Consider the following 19,383-nt stretch of genomic DNA (forward strand, 5'->3'; position numbering starts at 1 on the left):
CTATAATATCTGGGGTAATAATGGCGTCTTGTTTTGCTTTTCTATTATTAGGTCGGGGGACTGTTTTTGTGTTATACTGTATTAGTTTAGTAATAGGAATTTGCAGTGCATATCAAGTAGTAATAATTTCTAGAATTTCAACATATGTGAAAGTGCAATTAAGTGGTATGGCTGCAGCAGTTAGTAATATGATAGTAATGTCCTTTGGTTATATTTTTCATAAAGTAATAGCTTATGTTGTAGAATATAATTCTAAAGCTAAAGTTATAGACTCTGTATTAACATATGATTATAATGATTATATAGCAGGTGTTTCTGTAATACCGATTTTTATAACAGTGGCGGTGTTTGGTTTTATGTGGGCTGTGTTATTTAAATATCGTCCTAAAAAAGCAACAGAGATGTAATGTCAGAAAAGATAAAAATAATTCGTGATTTAACAACTCATGTTAAAACTTCTAAAGGAAGAAAAATATCCTCTACCCGTTGGTTGCAGAGGCAACTTAATGACCCATATGTTAAGATGGCAAAAGCGGCAGGATATAGATCTAGAGCTGCTTATAAAATTTTAGAAATTCACGATAAATATAAAATTTTTTCTAAGGGTCAAATAGTTGTGGATATAGGGGCGGCCCCTGGAGGATGGAGCCAAATTGCTGCTGAAAAAATTTCTGCTACCAAGCCTTGGGGAGGAAGGGTATTGGCAATCGATTTATTAGAGATGGATTCTATTCCTGGAGTTACTAATCTTTGTCAAGATTTTCTAAGTTTTAGTCAAAAAGATGCATTATCTTGGTTGCAAGGGAAGAAAATAGATGTAGTATTAAGTGATATGGCAGCTTCTTCATCTGGTCATGCGCCCACAGACCACTTAAGAATAATGCAGCTTTGTGAAGATGCGTTTTTCTTTGCAAAAGATAATTTAAAAGAAGGCGGATCTTTCATTGCAAAGACTTTAAGGGGTGGAGCAGAAAATGAATTGCTAAGTATGTTAAAGGTTAGCTTTAAACAAGTTAAGCATTTTAAACCTAAGTCTAGTAGATCTGATTCTGCGGAAATGTATTTAGTTTGTTTAGGATATCGCTTTAAAGAGGAGTAAATTATGGTAAAATCTACTTGGCTTATAGTTGATGATAAAATTGGTAATGCTAAGCAAGCCATTGCTATTGCTAAAGCTATGGGAGTTGATTATAAAATCAAGCGTTTAAAATATAATTTTTTAGCTATGTTACCCAATTGGCTTAAATTTGATACTCTGATAGGCATTAATAAAAAAAAGAGTTCTAGCTTGAGAGAGCCTTTTCCTGACTTGGTCATTTCTAGTGGTCGTAAAACTGCTGCAGTTAGTAGTTATATGAAAAAAATCAATCCTAAGATTTTTGCGGTTCACTTAATGCATCCTGATTTGCCACTCAAGAACTTTGATTTGGTATGTTTACCTCTTCATGATCAATGTGAGGATTATATTAGTTTCAAAAATATTCATTATAGTATTGGGGCTCCTTGTTTTCTTGATTTGAATAATATGGAGGACAGCGCCAAGAATCTATATAAAAAAGAGCCAGAATTAAAAGGACCTTTTGTTTCTCTTATGATAGGAGGTAAAACTAAAAAAGGTGATTATTCAGATGAAGAGTTTAAGTGGCTTGTTCGTAAGGCAAATAAATTAACTTCTTCTATAAAAGGAACTTTACTAATTAGTACAAGTAGAAGAACTAGTCAGACTATAGATTTAAAAGAGATTACTGTGCCATATTATTTTTATGATTGGCATAAAATGAAAGAGCAAGATAATGCTTATCCAGCTTTTTTACATTTAAGTGACTATTTTATTACAACTGGAGACTCAGTTTCAATATGTTCTGAAGTTTTAGCTACTGGTAAAACTTTATATATTTATCGCAAAGACAATTTATTATATCATAAACATAGAAAGTTTTTAGATTATTTAGATAAGTCCGGTTGTATAAGATACTTAAAAGATGGGGTTTTTACTCTTAAGCAAAAGAAATATTCACCATTGCAAGAAGCAAAAAAAATAGGTCAAGTTATTGAAGAGAAAATAAAAAATGTTAGTACTGCTATCTCCAGCCAAGACCCTAGATTTTAAGCGTGATATTCCAAGTGATATTATAACTTCAACTCCTTATTTTAATAAGGAAGCAGATCAGTTAGTACAGATTTTAAAGAAATATTCTGTTAAAGATTTGTCTAAGTTGATGAAGCTTAGTGATAAATTAAGTGAGTTAAATTGTCAACGTTTCCAGGATTATAAAAAGAATGATTCAAGGCCAGCTATCTATGCTTATAATGGCGATGTTTATGAAGGATTTGAGTTGTCAAAATATAATAAAAAAAACAGAGATTTTGCTAATAACACATTAAGAATAATTTCTGGACTTTATGGAGTTTTAAAACCATTTGACTTAATCAAGGAATATCGTTTGGAGATGTCAACAGCTTTATCTAATAGTTACGGTAAGAATCTATATGATTTTTGGGACAACAAAATAACAAGTTATCTCAATAAAGACTTAGGTGAGGTTGTAATTAATTTATCTTCAAAAGAATATTTTTTATCTATTAATTCATCTAAGCTAAACAAAAGAATAATTAATATAGTGTTTAAAGAAAAGTATAATGATGGATATAAGATCATAGGTTTACATGCAAAAAAGGCACGTGGAGTTATGGCCAATTTTATTATTATAAATCAGATTTCATACCCAGAGAAGTTAAAAGAGTTTAATTTAAATGGATATCAGTATAGTTCTGATCTTTCTTCTAAGGATGAATATGTATTTGTTAGGTAGGATTCCAAGAATATTTGTTGTAATATTTTGTTTGTTTGCTAATTGTTCAATTGCAGATTCTTGGGAAAGTCCTGTTGGAATTTATACGGTAAAATCTGGAGATAATTGGAAAAACCTAGGGAAAAAAATTAATATCCCAGCTAAGGCATTACAGCGCTATAATAAATCTTTTGGGAAAAAAATATATATTCCTGCTAAGGAAATATATCAGGTTAAAGATGGTGAAACTTCTTTAGGCATTGCTGTGAAATATGGGATGACCTTTTCAGAATTAATAACTTTAAATTATTTAGAAGATCCTTATGAGGTTAAAGCAGGTCAAAAGTTAAAAGTTATTGTACTAAAACCTCAGAACAAAAGTTTAGCAAGGAAGGTTCCTCATGATGTTAAGCTAAAAATGATTTGGCCATTAAAAGGAAAAGTAACTAGTAAATTTGGGGGTCAGAAAAACGGAGCAAATTATGATGGTATACGTATTTTAGGGAGAAAGAAAACTAATAAAGTTAAAGCTGTTTCTGAAGGAGAAGTAGTATATGTTGGTAACGAGGTTGGCAGTTATGGTAACTTAGTTATTATTCAACATAATGGAGATTGGTTTTCGAGTTATGGACACTTAACTACAATAAATGTAATCAAAGGAGAAGGAATAAAATCTGGAGCAGTTATTGGTGACATAGAAGACTCGGAGTTATATTTTAGTTTAAGAAAAAGTGAGAAAGCGGTAGATCCACAAAAATATCTACCCAAGCTAGTAAAGAGAAAAAAATGAATAGATTAAATTTATTGCAGGATGTTATTAGTAAAGTTTTAAAATTAGGTGCGAGTGATGCCGATGCAATTATAATAGATTCTACTAGTCTTAGTAGTGAGGTGCGTTTAGGGAATTTAATTAATATTGATAGGGCAGAAAATGCAGCTATTGCTCTTAGAGTATTAATTGATCAGAAACAGGCCATTGTTTCTACTTCAGATTTTAGTAATAATTCATTAGATAATATTATTGAGAGAGCCATTGCTATGGCGAAGGTTACGCCTAAGAATCCACATTTGTTTTTAGCAGAGAGAGTGCAAATGGCTAGAAATATTGTTGATTTAGAACTTTATGACTCTGATGAGCCGTCAGCAGAAGAGCTGATTGATCAAGCCAAGATAACAGAGAGTTATGCTTTAGAAAATAAAAATATTACTAATTCCGAAGGTGCTGCAGCACATTATCAAACTGGAAAAATTTATTTTTCTACGAGTAAAGGTTTTGTAAATTCTTATCAGTCATCAAGTAGAGCATTATCTCTAAGCGTTATAGCGGGTAAAGATCAAGATATGCAAACAGGTAATTCTTATTCAGTAGCTAGGTTTGCTGTAGATTTAAAATCAGAAAGAGAAGTTGGTCTTGAAGCTGCTAGTAATGCAATAGATAAAATGAATCCACGCAAATTGCCTACTGCTGAAATGGCTGTAATTTTTGATAGGAAAATGGCTGGAAGGATATTAGGGGCTTTATCAAGTGCTATTAATGGTTCTTCAATAAGTAGAGGCACTAGTTTTTTAGCTAATCATTTAGGTAAGGATATTTTTAGAAATAATATTAATATTATTGACAATCCCTTCCTTAAAAAGGGTTTGAGTTCACGTCCATTTGACGCGGAAGCAATTATGGGCAAGAGGCTTAATGTTGTAGAGAACGGAGTACTAAATAGCTATTTTTTAGATCTGCAAACAGCTAGTAAATTAAATTTACAAAGTACAGGTCATGCAATGAGAGGGCTTTCTAGTTCTCCAAGTCCTGGATCTAGCAATTTATATATGCAAGCGGGGCAGGACTCATTAGAAGATATGATAAAGTCTATTAAGAAAGGGGTATTAGTAACTGAAGTATTTGGTCATGGAGCTAATATAGTGACTGGAGATTATAGCCAAGGGGCTGGAGGATTTTATATTGAAAATGGTAAAATTATTCATCCAGTTAGCGAAATAACTATAGCTGGTAATTTAAAAGATATGTTTAGAAATATTATTCCAGCTAATGATTTGAAATTTGAGTATAGTATAAATAGTCCTTCATTATTGATAGAAAAAATGACTGTTGCAGGAGCATAGATATGACGGGGATTCATTTATTAAAACGATTATTTAAAGGGTTCATTAGGCCATATCTCTCAAAGTTAATTATATCCATTATTGCTATGATAGTGGTGGCAGTAGCAAATGCATTTCAAGTTTGGTTAGTTAAACCAGCTTTAGATAAGATTTTTTTTCACTTAAATAAAGAAATGCTTACGATAATTCCTGTTGCTATGGTGGTAGTTGGAGTGCTCAAGGCTTTCGGTACTTATTTCCAGAATTTCTATATAAGATTTGTTGGCCAGCGTATTATTACAGATATTCAGTCTAAACTTTATTCTCATTTGATTTATTCTGATTTACCGTATTTGCAGAAATTTTCTACAGGTAAAATTATATCTAGATTTTCTAATGATATTATCACTATGCGTACTTCTCTTTCTAACGTGTTAACGGGGATTGCTAAAGAATTTCTGACGGTGGTATTTTTGATAATAGTTATGTTTAATTTAAACTGGCAATTAGCTATATTAATTTTTGGAATATTTCCATTGGCTATTTATCCTATTATTAGAATGGGAAAAAAAATGCGTAAGATCTCTCTTTCAACTCAAGAAAGTTTAGGACATTATACTAGTCAATTAGATGAAACTTTTAAGGCAATAAAAGAGGTTAAGTCTTATCATGCAGAGAAGTATGAGATTGAAAAATCTAATAGCATTCTGGATAATATATTTGAGCTTTATGTAAAAGCAATTCGTACCGAGTCTTTGGCTTCTCCCATCATTGAAATAATTAGCAGTATAGCGATTGCTGGGGTTATTTGGTATGCAGGTTATGAAGTGATTGCTGGGAAGAGCAGCCCAGGAAGTGTTATTGCATTTATTGGTGCTTTTGTGGCTGCTTATCGTCCTTTAAAAAGTTTGGCAGAGTTAAATAATAACCTGCAAGAAGGTTTGGCAGCAAGTAAAAGACTGTTTGATGTTTTAGATGTAAAGCCAGAGATTATAGATCATCCACAGTGCAAGAAGTTAAAAATAACAAAAGCAGCAATTAGCTTCAATAATATTAGTTTTAGTTATAAGAAACAGCTTTTTAACAATCTTTCTTTTAATATTTCGCCAGGGAAAGTTATTGCTTTTGTAGGAAGTTCTGGTAGTGGAAAAACTACTATCGCTAATTTATTACTTAGGTTTTATGAAATAGAGTCAGGTGAAATTTTAATCGATGGACAGAATATTCAGCAAGTTTCTTTAGAGTCTTTACGCAGTCAGATCACTATGGTGAGTCAAGATATTTTATTGTTTGATGATACAGTGGCGGCTAATATTTCCTATGGTAAACAAAGAGCAACCAAGAAGGAAATTATTGCTGCATCTAAATTATCTGCAGCTGAAGAGTTTATTATCCATTTACCTCAAGGTTATGATACTATGATTGGTCAAAGTGGTTTTAAATTATCTGGGGGGCAAAAACAACGTTTATCTATTGCTAGGGCTATATTAAAAGGCAGCCCCATAATTATCTTCGATGAAGCAACCTCAGCTCTAGATAATATATCTGAGGCCATTATTCAGAATAGTGTTTTTGATTTAAAGAAAGAAGGAAGATCAATTATCATTATTGCTCATCGTCTTTCTACCATTATTAATAGTGATTTAATTTATGTTCTTGATAAAGGAAAAATTATTGATTCTGGAACGCATAAGGAATTACTAAATAAATCTTCTTATTATCGAGAATTATATTCAAAATCTCAAAATGAGATATGATTCCATTTTTAGTTTAAGGTGATTATTATTATTACTTCATTTATTTTTTCTATTTGCTATAATTTCTGCAAATATTGGAGTATTTATGTCAAACCAGAAAGCTGCTTTAAAAAATATTAGAAACCTTGCTCAAGATGATTTAAAATCTATGGATCTTGTGATAGAAAAACTATTACAAGAAAAAGAGCAATTAATTCATAATATTACATATCATATAATTAATTCAGGTGGGAAAAGGTTAAGACCTATTCTAACAATTCTTTGTGCAAAATTATTTTATTATAAGGGAGAAAAGCATATTAATTTAGCGGCAGCTGTTGAATTTATCCATACTGCAACTTTGTTACATGATGATGTAGTTGATCATAGTAATTTACGTAGAGGTTCACCAACTGCCAACAATAACTGGGATAATAAATCTAGTATTCTTGTGGGAGACTTTTTGTTTAGTCAGGCTTTTATTCTATTATCAGAGAATAATGACTTAAATATAATTCAAGTTTTATCTAAAGCTGCATCAGTTATATCTGAAGGAGAAGTTAAACAATTATCCTCAATTTCAAATTTAACACTAAATAAAAGTGATTATCTAAAAATTATTTCTGCTAAAACTGCAGAGTTGTTTGCCGCTTCTTGTCAGGTTGGTGCAGCTGTCGCAGGACAAGATAAAGCATTACAATTAGAGATGTATAAATTTGGTTTAAATTTAGGTATGGCTTTTCAAATAATGGATGATTTATTGGATTATATAGCTGAAGGTGTTATCTTAGGAAAAGATATAGGGGATGATTTTCAAGAAGGAAAAGTTACTATACCTATCATAATTGCTTATGAATTAAGTGATGATGACGAAAAGAAATTTTGGCAAAGAGTTATTTCTTCTTCAGAAAAAAATCAAAAAGATTTTAGTTGGGCTTTAGATGTTTTTAATAAATATCATGTTATAGATAAGTGTTTAAATATGGCGGAAGATTTTATTAATACAGCTAAGCAACATCTTGTTAAAGCTCCAGATAATCAAATTAAAGAAGCATTAATTGAAGTGTTAGATTTCTCAGTTAATAGGAACTTTTAAATATAAAATTTGTTGCGCTTATGAATTTAATGTATTTGTTGATGATTTCTCTGATTAATAGCTGTATAGAGCTAGAGATTTCTGCTCCCAGCTTTCCAGATATTATGACTTATTTCGCTGTGTCTGAAGCAGAAGTGGGTTTAAGTATTACTTATAATTTATTAGGGTTTTGTTTTGCCTCTCTTTTTTATGGCCCTTTATCAGATATATATGGACGTAGAAGAATAATGATTATAGGGAATGGTATTTTAAGTGCAGGTGCTTTTGGTTGTGTTGTATCTTCTTCTATTGAATGGTTGTTAGTTGCAAGGTTTATTCAGGGTATGGGGGCAGCTAGTTCTGCTGTTGTTGTTCCTGCTATAATTTCTGATGTCTATACAAATGACAAATCGACAAAGCTATACGGCATTATGAATACAGTATTTAGCAGTATTATGGGGTTGTCTCCAGTAATTGGAGGTTTTCTTAATAATGCTATTGGTTGGCGTGGAAATTATGGATTTGTGGCTAGTATTTGTATACTTTCTTGGGGGCTCTTATATTTATATTTGCCTGAGACTAAATCTACTAGGGATTATTTAGATATAAGAAAAATAATAAAAAATTATAAGAAGTTATTATCTAGTCTTGTTTTTATATGTGCAGCGTCCATGCCTAGTTTATCATATGGATGTTATATGGCTTTTGTTGCAATTGCCCCTTTTATATATATGCAGACATTTAATTTAGATATATTATCTTATACTTACCATCAAGCTGTAATAGTTTTTATTTTTTCTTTAACTAGTTTTTTTGCGGGAAAAATAATTTCTATATTGGGAGTCAGGAAAAGTATTCATATTAGTTTGGTTATTTATATGGGATCTAGCTTTTTTATGTTATTTGCCTGGTCTCCTTATTCCCTTACTATTTCTAGTTGTATATTTTCTATTGGTGCTGCAATTCTTTATCCTATTATATTTGCTCGTTCTGTTGAGATTTTTCCAGAAATTAAAGGTACTGCATCATCAGCTATCATGAGTGCAAGATATTTATTATGCTCTGCTGTAACGGGAGCTGCTAGTTATTTTTATAATGGTAAGATTATAGCATTAGCATCAGTATATTTTATTACTACTTGTATTATCGTATCAATTACTATTTATTTATTAAAAAAGCTAGAATTTAATTGATTAATGCATTTTTTTGTAAAATAAATTATTTATAAAAAAAATATGTTATATTATTAGAACGCAATATTGTGAATTGAAGGGTAAAATTAATGCCAAAAAAAGATACTAAATACATGAAAAAGCTTCTTGATGTTCAGAATGCTCATCAGAAGATGATGAATCAAATAGTAGTTAATGCTATTGAAGAGCAAGAAGATCTGGTTAATCGTTTGCTTGAAGAGGAACATAAGGATAAATTAACAATGGGACAAAGGATTTCCGATGCCATTGCTAGTTTTGGTGGTAGTTGGCCATTTATTTTCCTTTTTTTTATTGTATTATTTGGTTGGATGTCTTTAAATACTTTGCTTCATGAGCGCGCATTTGATCCATATCCATATATTCTTCTTAATTTAGTATTGTCATGCGTTGCTGCGATACAAGCTCCTATAATCTTGATGAGTCAGAATCGTAGAGAATCAAGGGAAAGTAAACGGGCTCAAGATGCATATTTAATTAATCTCAAATCAGAACTTGAAAATAAAGCTATGGATCAAAAACTTAATTTGCTCATCAATGAAGAATTTCATCAACTTATTGAAATTCAAAAAATTCAGATCGGTAAATTAGAGGATATAGAGTTGGCTTTAAAAAAGATTCAAAGATCTAGTAAGTAGTCTATTTAAAGACCTTCTCTTCATAGAACTTAATAACATCTAAAATGAATCGTTCGGTTGTGAAATTATCTTGAATAATTTTATGAGCATTGCGTGCCATTTCTTCTGCTTCTTTAGGGTGTGTTTGCACCCAAATAACATGATCATTAATTTGATTAAAAATTTCTTCCTTTGAAAGGTTCTGATCAAAGTATAGAACATTATCACCAAAGTATTTCATAACAAAAGGGTTTTTATCTGAAATTGCTATTGCCCCGGAAGAAATTATTTCAAAGATCCTACTGCTTGGAATTTTAGCCTTTATATGATAATTAGAATGTACGCATATGGCTATTCCATATTTATTCAGAGTGTTTTGTAAGTTTTGTAAACCAGGTGCTAATTCTGTGAACTTCTGAGAATATTTACTGGGCAATAAAACAAGAGGGTGTTTTATAAAGTACATATAGTCTTTTTTAGCTAGTTCTTTAATAGCTCCGTATAACTCATCTGATTTTCTTCCCCAAAGAGATCCGAAGAAGATTAGCTTCTGACGGTCAGAGGTTTTATATTCATTAGCAGGAATTCCAACTAATCCATAACCAGACTGCACTTTCTTTCCTAGCAGTTCTCCCATCATTTCTTTTTTAGTATTTATTAAATTAATATCTATAAAATTATTATAATTTTGTACTGTAGAGAACTTTTCTAATCTTCCGTCCAGTAAATAATTCTTTGGAACTGAGATATACATTATATTTGGTTCAGAGAGAGATATATTAACGTGAAAAGACATTACTAAGTGAAAATCTGTTTTAAATAAATAATCCATTACCTTTATAATAAGCTCATTTATATATTTTGCTGGAAGAAAGAGTTTCATGTCTTGATCATTCATAGCAAATACATAGCTTAGTTGTCCCATTTTCTCAGCTGATTCTTGTAGCATAAGAGCTTGTTGCATTTCTCCTTGTCTAGAAGGCGAAATGATTCCTATTATATGCTGATTCTCTTTCTTAGGTAGGTTATTCCTATATTGATTTTTTAGTTCTTGGGATATGAACAAACCATTGCTAACACTGTTATATATGCAGTATCCAGAAAATACTAAATATATGCTTAATAAAATAACAGCAAATATAAGGATTTTCTTGAAAGGTTTTTGTGAGTGTTTTATTGTTATTTTATTCATGTACTTCATTACATAAATTAAGGTTTTTATCTATAACTTCTGACTTTACTCCTCCACACCCTAGAATGCTATGAAAAAGGTTGTTATGGGATATCTTTTTATTTTTTATTTTATGTAAATTATTTACATATTCTGGATGTAGTTGGATGTATTTGTCTGATACCCAAAAGATCATATTCACTGCTATTTGTTCATCTGCATTATGAGTTCCGTGTAAAAACCTTCCTCCTTCTCCTAAAGATTCGCCATGATCAGAGCTATAAATTACTATTGCATTTTTATCACGTAAGTGGTCAATAGTTTTTTTAATGAAATAATCAGTATATAAGATACTGTTATCATAAGAATTGATTCTTTCTTCGTTGCTGCAGTGATTCATATCAGTTAGAAATTGTTTTTTAAAACAAGTAGGAGTAAATTTACGGAATTCGTCAGTATAACGTTCTTCGTAATGAAAGTGACTTCCATATGTATGAAGCGTCAGCAAATTTTTGCCTGTTTGATGTTCTTGGAAGAACTGTTTTATGAATGGAAATAAACTAGAATCGTCGCTAGAAAACATATCAACATCAGTTCCAACTAATAAACTTTTATGAGATTCTTTTGCTAAGTCAAAGTAAGGAGCATCAATTACGGTGTAGGTTCCTTGCATGCCAAGCCAAGTGGTGTAAAATCCTAAACTTTTAAGAACGCTTATAAAGGAAGTTTCTTTGCGTGAAGAAGAAATATTTTCTTTTGTACCTCTGGTTATCATGCATGGCACTGCAACTCTCGTGAGAGGGTAGCATGAAGTTACATTTTTAAAGTATATCAGATTGTTTCCTTCCTGCTCTAATAGTGGATTAGTTTTTTTTTCATATCCACTTAAAGAAAAATGATCTCCTCGGGCAGATTCTCCTATGATCAATACTATATTTAAGTCTTCATCTTTTTTATCTATAGTATGTTCATATTGTTTAGAGATATCGATTCTCTTTTTTGTTATGGAAGCTTTATCGAGGAAATAAGAGCTTGAACCTTTTATTAAATTATATGGCATAATGTTATTGATCCAATCTCCATCTCCTATGATTGTTCCTATTACAAATACAACACATATAAAAGTAATTCTTTTGTCTTTTTCCTTGTTTGAATATGAAATTTTATGAAGCTTAATACAAATAAGCGCCAGCAGTACGGAAGTTATGATAGCTAAAATTAAACCGATACTTATAAAGTCGGATAATTCTTTTTGGCTTGCTTCAAAAAATGAGGCAATAATCTCAGAAGTAATACTAATATTAAGTGTGTATACGAAATATGCTGCCAATCCAGAAATAACATAAATTAGAAATAACATTATTTTCCAAATGAATCTTTTCCCAGAGAGGGCATAGATCATTGGGGCTATGAACATGGTATTAAAAATAGCTTCAGTAAGAGCTAAGTAAAAAGCTTTATCACCTCCTGCTGCTTCATAGTTCATGTAGCGCTGGATAATTATTGGGGAGTTGAAGGCTAAGGTAAAGATTATACTATTAACAAAAACAATAAATCCTTTATTTAAAAAAAATTCTTTTTTAATCACAATAACCTATATATGTATTTCTGATGATATTACTTAATAAAAATTTATTGTTTGTGTGTTTTTATCTAGTTCCAGATTTTATAGGAAACTCTTCTTTTTTCTTCTTAGTTTCAATTTTTCCATCTGCTAGCGCTCTTTTTCTAATTAATGCTTCGTTATATACACAAACTACAGATTTATCACGTCTAAGTGTGAATCTTTCTCTTGTGGATTCTACAACCACATAATCTCCCACCATTCTATAGTTAATAATTCCTTCTGTGGCATCGTCAGCGTTGACATAGAAAATAGCAGGTATAGAAGCACTCTTATCTTTGAATTCAAAATATGTGAATTTTCCATCGTCAAAAATTTTAACTGGTGAAATAATATCAGGACCACTCATCGTATAATCAAAATTATATAAGGATTTATTTGTTAGGTCTGGTCCATTGATTGTGGTGCTGGCAAGTGACGTGGTAGTAGCGTCTTCATCATCTGCATAAAGAAACTTTACCGCGAACATAAGTCCTTCTTCATTAATATCTTGTGCTTCTTTTGCGTATAATTCAAAATAATAAACTCGTTTATTGGTAATGAGTGTTAAATTTGTTGTAGCATCTTGGTCTATTGGCTTTAAGAATAATCGATTTCCATTAGGTACCATTTGCCATGGAATACTATCTCCCATACTGAGCGTTTCTATAGTTTCGTCTTCTCCAAAAATTATACTAGATTGATATCCGTAATATCCAGTAAATCTGTGAATGTCATAAGGGCTATATGTAATAACTCCTAACCTTCTGTCAACTGACATAGGCTTTACTTCTTTTATTGCATAAACATCTAGACTGCTGAGGAGCAATAAGGTGACTAATAGTAGTTTTGTTTTTGTTAATAACATTATCTAACCTATTTTGTAATCTCTCTAATATGATACTTAGTAACTAAGAATCCAAGTCGTTTATCATTGTTTTGCATAAGCATTTCTATATTCTCTATCTTAAAATCAATAGTTGCAAGAAAATCTTGAGATACTATTCGGTTAGAGGCTAAATTTTTTAAGTCTGATTGAAAATATACCATTGCTTGTTGTGTGTTAGAGGAAGATTGTATCAAATCTACTTTTTTTACCGCAATAGATCTTCTATATTTATCTTGATAAATCATGATAGGACTATTTGGGTTGTTGTCACTTGTCATAGACTTGTATTTCAAAAACTCTGTTCCAACTGTTGTGTTCTGAATGAAGCGTAATTGGTTTTGTATTTCCTTCGCATCGTAATAGTAGGACTCTCTAGTTTTTACATAATTAGATATTACGTATTTATTTATACCTATTTGTGGAGTTTCTTTATCGCTGCCAACTGGATTTATTACGGCATAGGTTGTAGAGATTTCGTTGGTGGGTAACATATATGTTATTCCAGGTTCTGCTGGTTTTGTGTTGACGTAATAATACCATGATACCATTAAAGCAAAGATATATACCCCCATTACAATTAGTAAATAGGTCCTCTCAGACATTGGTAAAACAAATCTATTCACATACCATAATCTGGCATCTTCATAATATTTCCCTTCTTTAATGTGTTTACTAATAGAACGATTTATATCATCCATTTTGAGTTAATCCTTAGGTGTTATCATATCTTCTGGGCGTACCCATTGTTTAAATTGTTCTTCTGTAACTAATTTTAGGTTTATTGCAGCTTCCTTTAATGATATTCCCTCTTTATGAGCCTTTTTAGCAATTTTAGCAGCCTTATCATATCCTATATGAGGATTAAGAGCTGTTACGAGCATTAGAGAATTATGTAAGAAACTATCAATTTTATGTATATTAGCCGTTATTCCTTTAACACAATTATCAGCAAAGCTTATACAGGCTTGTTCTATAAGTTGTATTGATTGTAATAAATTATAAATTATCACTGGTTTATATGCATTTAATTCAAATTGTCCATTTGATCCGGCTATTGATATAGTAACGTTATTTCCCATAACTTGAGTGCAAACCATAGTAAGAGCCTCACACTGAGTAGGGTTAACTTTTCCAGGCATGATCGAAGATCCTGGTTCGTTCTCAGGTAAAGATATTTCGCCTAAGCCGCAGCGAGGGCCAGATCCTAATAACCTGATATCATTAGCTATTTTTGTTAAACTAACAGCAAGAACATTTAAAGCACCAGAAGTTTCAACCATAGCATCTTTAGATGCCAAACTCTCAAATTTATTTGGAGCTGTCACAAATGGCTTACCGGTTATTTGTGAGAGTGTTTGAGCGAATTTTTCGCCAAATCCTACTTTAGTATTGAGTCCTGTGCCAACAGCAGTGCCACCTTGAGCTATGTAATACAAATGTTTTAGACAATTCTTTACTCTGGCTATTCCAAAATCAAGTTGAGTTACATAAGCAGAAAATTCTTGCCCAAGGCTTATAGGAGTGGCATCTTGTAGATGAGTTCTCCCAATTTTAATTATTTTATAAAACTCTTTTGCTTTTTTGTTTAAGTGATTACGTAAATATTCCAAAGAAGGAATTAAATGATCGCAAATCTCTGTGACAGCAGCAATATGCATGGCGGTAGGAAATGTATCATTTGAGGACTGACCATAGTTAACATGATCATTAGGGTGAACTGGGCTTTTACTACCTAATGTACCACCCATAAGTTCTATAGCACGATTAGATAATACTTCATTTATATTCATGTTAGTTTGTGTGCCAGAGCCAGTTTGCCAAACTGATAGAGGGAAGTGATGGTGTAGTTTTCCTGCAATTACCTCATCAGCAGATTTGCAAATATAGTTACCTATTTTAGCATCTAGTGAGCCAAGGTTCATATTGGTGATAGCTGCAGCTTTTTTTAATATTCCTAGAGCCACTATTAATTGAGAAGGTATTTTTTCTATGCCAATTTTAAAGTTTTCAAGTGAACGTTGAGTTTGAGCGCCCCAATATTTATCTGAGGGGACTTTCATTATGCCAAAAGAGTCTGTTTCTTGTCTGAATTTCATAATATTCCTAAAGTTGACAACTAAGTCTTGAGTAGTAAATTATAAAGCAAATAATTATAAATTTCAATAATCAGAAATTTATAATTATATAAATAAAAATAGATTTATTTTAACTTTTAAAAAGATTGTTAATTTTACCTCAAAATTTTATGATGCTATGTGCTTAGCTAAGCATTTGTATTATATTATAATATATGATAATAATCTTCACTTAAAATAAATAAATAATAGTTCTTTATGTCTTTTATATTCCGCTATGTATATTTTTATGTTGTCTTGTTCTTGATTAGTCCTTTATTTGCAATGTCAGATGATAAGTTTTTAAATGAGATGCCTGTTTTAATTGAGGCAGATAGATTTGAATTTATAGGAGATAAAAACAATAACAAGACTATAGCAATAGGCAATGTTATCGCTATACAAGGCAATCAGAAGGTGATGGCGGATTTTGTTGAATACAACAAGAAAACTGATGTATTACTAGCAAGGGATAAAGTTAGAATTCTTCAGAAAGAAGGTTATATTATTGATGCAGATAAGGTGATTTTGAGTGATAGGCTTAAGTTTGGCTCTATGAATAATTTTACCATTATTATGCCAGATAAATCTACCTTAAAGGCCGAGTTTGCTAAAAAAGAACAGGAATTTATAATAGATGTTGATAAAGGGTTTTATACATCATGTAAGATTTGCGAGGGAAAACCGCCAATATGGGATATTCAGTCAAAATCTTCTACCTTAGATGAAGAAGAAAATAGCTTAACTTACCATCATGCTGTATTTAGATATTATGGAATTCCAACTTTATATACTCCATATCTTTCTCACTACACCAGTAAAGCTAAACGTAAATCAGGCTTTTTAAAGCCTTCATATAGAATGAGCACATATCTAGGCGCTGCAGTAAAAATACCATATTATTTTAATCTTGCTCCAAATTATGATGCTACTATGAAAGTTATTGTTACAGAAAAGCGTGGAAATGTCTTAGAAAGTGATTATAGGCATTTGTTTCATAATGGTAGTATGAGGTCTGCAGGTAGTATAACTTCTGCTAAGTATTATACACAACCAGAGGGGACAGCTCCTTTAGATCCAGATATTAGGTATCATTTAAATTCAGAGTCAGATTTTGCTTTAAAAAATAATAATTATATTGGTTGGAGAGCTAAGGTAACTTCAGATAAATCGTATCTTAGAGATTATGGTTATGGATCAGAGGATTACTTAACTAGTCGGGTTTATAATAGTGCCTATCAAAAAAGTGGTTTTTATGAAATACAAACATTATCCTTCCAGAACTTGCGTCCTGAGAGTGGTACTAATAAAAATAAGATGTATCAAACTCCAATAGTTTTACCTTTGTTTGAGTCGAAACATAATATTTTCTATTTTTCAGATGGATCAAGATTAAGCTTTGAGAGTAATTTATTGAAGATTCATCGTTATGCTGGAGCTGACACTAATCGATTTTCTATAAAAAATAAATGGCAAAAGAATTTCTTAACGGATAATGGACAAAAATTTAACTTTTTTGGTTCAGTTCGTAATGATTTTTATAGGTATGAAAATGCACCAATTCATTCGGGAGATTATACAGGCAACGTTTATAGAACTATTCCAGAAGCTGGCATAGGGTGGTCATATCCTCTGGAAAATAAAATTGATAGTACTAAAGTGGTATTAGAGCCTATTGTAAGCGCAATAGCAACTCCTTACACTAAATATAACAAGGATATTTATAATGAAGATAGTCCATCAAGTGAGTTAAATGATGGCAATTTATTTGCTGAATCTAGATATAGCGGTATTGATTTGGTTGAGAATACTGGAAGGGTTAGTTATGGAATAAAAACTTCGGCTTATTATAAAAATCAGATTGATGGTAGCTTGTTAATAGGGCAAATGTATAGAGAGAATTCATATGATTATATAAATGGCGTGAAAGAAGACCGTTTCTCAGATTACGTTGGGCGCTTGAAATTAAATATTTCTAATAAAATGATATTGTCATATCAATTTAAGCTTGATAAATATACCCTTATTAATAAAACTAATGAAGCTACTGTTAAATTAAATCAAGATAAAGCATATATTCAGAGTGATGTTCTTTATTATCGTGATGGAAAAACAGTGGATGGAGTTAAAAATAGACGTGAAATTAATTTAGAAACTGGTATAAATGATTATAATAACATAAGTTTTTCAATAAATGGTAAGAAAAGCTTAACTAATAGTAAAGATAACCCTGACTTATATGTGGATCCAAATGGATTTATCTCGGCGGGAGCTAAAATAAAATATGTGAATGACTGTATTACATATGCAGCTTCAATAAATAGAGACTTTACACAGAATCAAGATAGAAAAGAAGATACTACAATTTGGTTTGATATCTCTCTTAAAAACATTAGTGAGTAATTAGTATTATGCGTTATATTTATATAATATTTTTTGTATTGTTAACCAAAGTATCCCTGGCAACTCAAGTTTTGGTGCTTGTTGATGGTAAGGCCATTACTACAGTTGATGTTGAAAAAAGAATTAAAGCTTTACAAATAGCTACTCCTACATTACCTAATGATGCTAATATGCAGCATCATACATTAAATAATTTAGTTAGTGAGGAGTTATTTCGTAATGAAGCAAAGAGACTAAAAGTTTCTGTTAGTGATGAAGAAATTAAAAGTCATTTTAAAAGTTTGCAACAAGATTTTCAGTTTACAGATAGTCAAGCTAAGAGGTTAATGAATAATGAATCATTAAGGCAACAAGTGGAGAGTCAGTTATTATGGAACAAACTAGTTAGTGGTGTGTTTTTTAGTAAAATAAAAGTTTCTGATGCAGAAGTTCGTGATGAGCAGAAAGTAAGGGAATCTGAGATAAAAGAAGTAACTTTCAAACAAATTATGTTAAGACCTTTTGATGTCGAAAAAATAGATAGAATCAGATCAGAAATACAAGATTGTAATACTTTAGATAAAATAGCAAAAGATAATGGTTTAAGGGGAGTATATAAGAATACTTTTCTTTTTAATGATCTTAATCCTGATCTGCAGTCTGTAATTAGAAATCTCGCTATAAACAAAATTAGTGAAGTAGTATCATTAAATGATCAAAAACAAGTTATTATGGTTTGTGATAAAGTTGTTGTAAACAACCCTCAGAACACCCATCAAATTCGACAAGAATTAGGTGCGCGCAAAATAAATGCTGAAGCTCAGAAATATTTATCTGAGTTGAAGAAAAGAATTTATGTAGAATATATTACTCCGATAGAGTAAAATTAATTTTTTATAAGTTTAAAGGGGTGTTTTTATGGGAAAGATTATTTTACTACTATTTTTAACATTATCCTGGTCTTCTTTCGCTAAAGATCAGGTTATTTACATAGCAATGAGTCAATATCCACCATATGAATTTGTTGAAGATGAAGAAACAAAAGGTATAAATTACAACACAGTTTCTGAAGTGTTAAAGAGAGCCGGTTATGAGGCTAAATTCTTTCCTCTACCATTTAATAGAGCTATTCGATCTGTTGAATTAGGTGATGTAGATGCCATGATAAGTCTTAAGAAGTCATCTGACCGTCAGGCTAAAATGATATTCTCTGATCCAATAAATTATACTCAAGACTATTTCTTTAAGAGAAAAGATTTTACTATTAAAGCGGAAAGCATTGCTGATCTTAAAACTTATAAAATAGCTACCATTGATAAATATTTCTATGGTAATAGCTTCAATGAAGATAATTTTCCTAATTTGTCACCAATTGTATCTATTACACCAGAGGTAGATAACCTTGAAAGGCTAAGTGCTGCCAGAGTTGATTTGTCGTTATGTTCTATTGCAGTATGTAATTATTGGATTAATAAGTATCCTAAATTATTTTCTAATATTACTTATATAAAATCTCCTGTGGTAAGTTCAAAGCAGTCATTGCATATAGTTTTTTCAAGAAAGGATTCTGTTAGGTCTAATGAAATAGTAGCAAAATTTAATCAAGAATTAGCTAAATATATAGCGGAAGGGGAGCTTAAGAAAAATATATCTAAATATGCTCCCAACGCTACTCTAGAAATCTTCAAATAAAGAT

General features: G+C 31.1%; 18 protein-coding genes. 13 read left to right on the top strand and 5 right to left on the bottom strand.

Annotated features, from left to right (window positions below; translation table 11 throughout):
- The 10 genes from N4A31_05650 to N4A31_05695 all read left to right on the top strand — a co-directional run.
- Positions 1 to 407 (top strand): hypothetical protein (locus tag N4A31_05650; protein MCT4635704.1); only part of this gene is annotated, 407 nt, incomplete at its 5' end.
- Complete coding sequence (locus tag N4A31_05655) at positions 407 to 1,099, top strand: RlmE family RNA methyltransferase (protein MCT4635705.1); 693 nt, start codon at positions 407 to 409, stop codon at positions 1,097 to 1,099. The genes N4A31_05650 and N4A31_05655, both read left to right, overlap by 1 nt.
- 3 nt (positions 1,100 to 1,102) lie before the next feature.
- Entirely contained in the window at positions 1,103 to 2,110 is a 1,008-nt protein-coding gene (locus N4A31_05660; protein ID MCT4635706.1) for a mitochondrial fission ELM1 family protein, read from the top strand.
- Complete coding sequence (gene yaaA, locus N4A31_05665; GenBank protein MCT4635707.1) at positions 2,070 to 2,813, top strand: peroxide stress protein YaaA; 744 nt, start codon at positions 2,070 to 2,072, stop codon at positions 2,811 to 2,813. Before N4A31_05660 ends, yaaA begins: the two co-directional genes overlap by 41 nt.
- The gene (locus N4A31_05670) at positions 2,797 to 3,582 is read left to right on the top strand and encodes a M23 family metallopeptidase (protein MCT4635708.1); all 786 of its coding nucleotides are present in this window, start codon (positions 2,797 to 2,799) and stop codon (positions 3,580 to 3,582) included. Before yaaA ends, N4A31_05670 begins: the two co-directional genes overlap by 17 nt.
- On the top strand, positions 3,579 to 4,910 hold the full coding sequence (locus N4A31_05675) for a metallopeptidase TldD-related protein (GenBank protein ID MCT4635709.1): 1,332 nt from the start codon (positions 3,579 to 3,581) through the stop codon (positions 4,908 to 4,910). Before N4A31_05670 ends, N4A31_05675 begins: the two co-directional genes overlap by 4 nt.
- Before the next feature lie 2 nt (positions 4,911 to 4,912).
- On the top strand, positions 4,913 to 6,646 hold the full coding sequence (locus N4A31_05680) for an ABC transporter ATP-binding protein/permease (GenBank protein MCT4635710.1): 1,734 nt from the start codon (positions 4,913 to 4,915) through the stop codon (positions 6,644 to 6,646).
- Between the two features lie 85 nt (positions 6,647 to 6,731).
- Entirely contained in the window at positions 6,732 to 7,721 is a 990-nt protein-coding gene (locus tag N4A31_05685; protein ID MCT4635711.1) for a polyprenyl synthetase family protein, read from the top strand.
- Between the two features lie 20 nt (positions 7,722 to 7,741).
- Entirely contained in the window at positions 7,742 to 8,893 is a 1,152-nt protein-coding gene (locus tag N4A31_05690) for a multidrug effflux MFS transporter (GenBank protein ID MCT4635712.1), read from the top strand.
- Positions 8,894 to 8,982: 89 nt separating this feature from the next.
- Positions 8,983 to 9,549 (top strand): DUF1003 domain-containing protein, encoded by a 567-nt coding sequence (locus tag N4A31_05695; protein MCT4635713.1) that lies wholly within the window; start codon positions 8,983 to 8,985, stop codon positions 9,547 to 9,549.
- Between the two features lies 1 nt (position 9,550).
- Here the strand turns inward: N4A31_05695 and N4A31_05700 are convergent, their stop codons facing one another.
- The 5 genes from N4A31_05700 to fumC form a co-directional block, all read right to left on the bottom strand.
- Positions 9,551 to 10,720, bottom strand: coding sequence for a glycosyltransferase (locus N4A31_05700; protein MCT4635714.1), 1,170 nt, complete (start codon positions 10,718 to 10,720; stop codon positions 9,551 to 9,553).
- Positions 10,713 to 12,287: a sulfatase-like hydrolase/transferase gene (locus N4A31_05705; GenBank protein MCT4635715.1), complete on the bottom strand. Its 1,575-nt coding sequence runs from the start codon at positions 12,285 to 12,287 to the stop codon at positions 10,713 to 10,715. The genes N4A31_05700 and N4A31_05705 overlap by 8 nt, the downstream gene beginning before the upstream one ends.
- A gap of 61 nt (positions 12,288 to 12,348) precedes the next feature.
- A complete protein-coding gene (gene virB9 / locus N4A31_05710; protein ID MCT4635716.1) occupies positions 12,349 to 13,170 on the bottom strand; it encodes a P-type conjugative transfer protein VirB9 in 822 nt (273 codons plus the stop codon).
- An 8-nt stretch (positions 13,171 to 13,178) separates the two neighbouring features.
- On the bottom strand, positions 13,179 to 13,889 hold the full coding sequence (locus tag N4A31_05715) for a type IV secretion system protein (GenBank protein MCT4635717.1): 711 nt from the start codon (positions 13,887 to 13,889) through the stop codon (positions 13,179 to 13,181).
- Positions 13,890 to 13,895: 6 nt separating this feature from the next.
- Positions 13,896 to 15,287 carry a class II fumarate hydratase gene (fumC, locus tag N4A31_05720; protein ID MCT4635718.1) on the bottom strand — a complete coding sequence of 464 codons (1,392 nt, stop codon included), beginning with the start codon at positions 15,285 to 15,287 and terminating at the stop codon, positions 13,896 to 13,898.
- A gap of 237 nt (positions 15,288 to 15,524) precedes the next feature.
- Here fumC and lptD point away from each other — a divergent pair, with 237 nt between their 5' ends.
- From lptD to N4A31_05735, 3 genes are read left to right on the top strand one after another with little or no spacing between them, the layout of a single operon-like run.
- Positions 15,525 to 17,708 carry an LPS assembly protein LptD gene (gene lptD / locus N4A31_05725; GenBank protein ID MCT4635719.1) on the top strand — a complete coding sequence of 728 codons (2,184 nt, stop codon included), beginning with the start codon at positions 15,525 to 15,527 and terminating at the stop codon, positions 17,706 to 17,708.
- Between the two features lie 8 nt (positions 17,709 to 17,716).
- Complete coding sequence (locus tag N4A31_05730) at positions 17,717 to 18,571, top strand: SurA N-terminal domain-containing protein (GenBank protein MCT4635720.1); 855 nt, start codon at positions 17,717 to 17,719, stop codon at positions 18,569 to 18,571.
- A 34-nt stretch (positions 18,572 to 18,605) separates the two neighbouring features.
- Positions 18,606 to 19,379: a transporter substrate-binding domain-containing protein gene (locus tag N4A31_05735; protein ID MCT4635721.1), complete on the top strand. Its 774-nt coding sequence runs from the start codon at positions 18,606 to 18,608 to the stop codon at positions 19,377 to 19,379.
- Positions 19,380 to 19,383 lie beyond the last annotated feature (4 nt).

This window comes from Rickettsiales bacterium, from assembly GCA_025210695.1.
Classification (GTDB): Bacteria; Pseudomonadota; Alphaproteobacteria; order Rickettsiales; family CANDYO01; genus CANDYO01.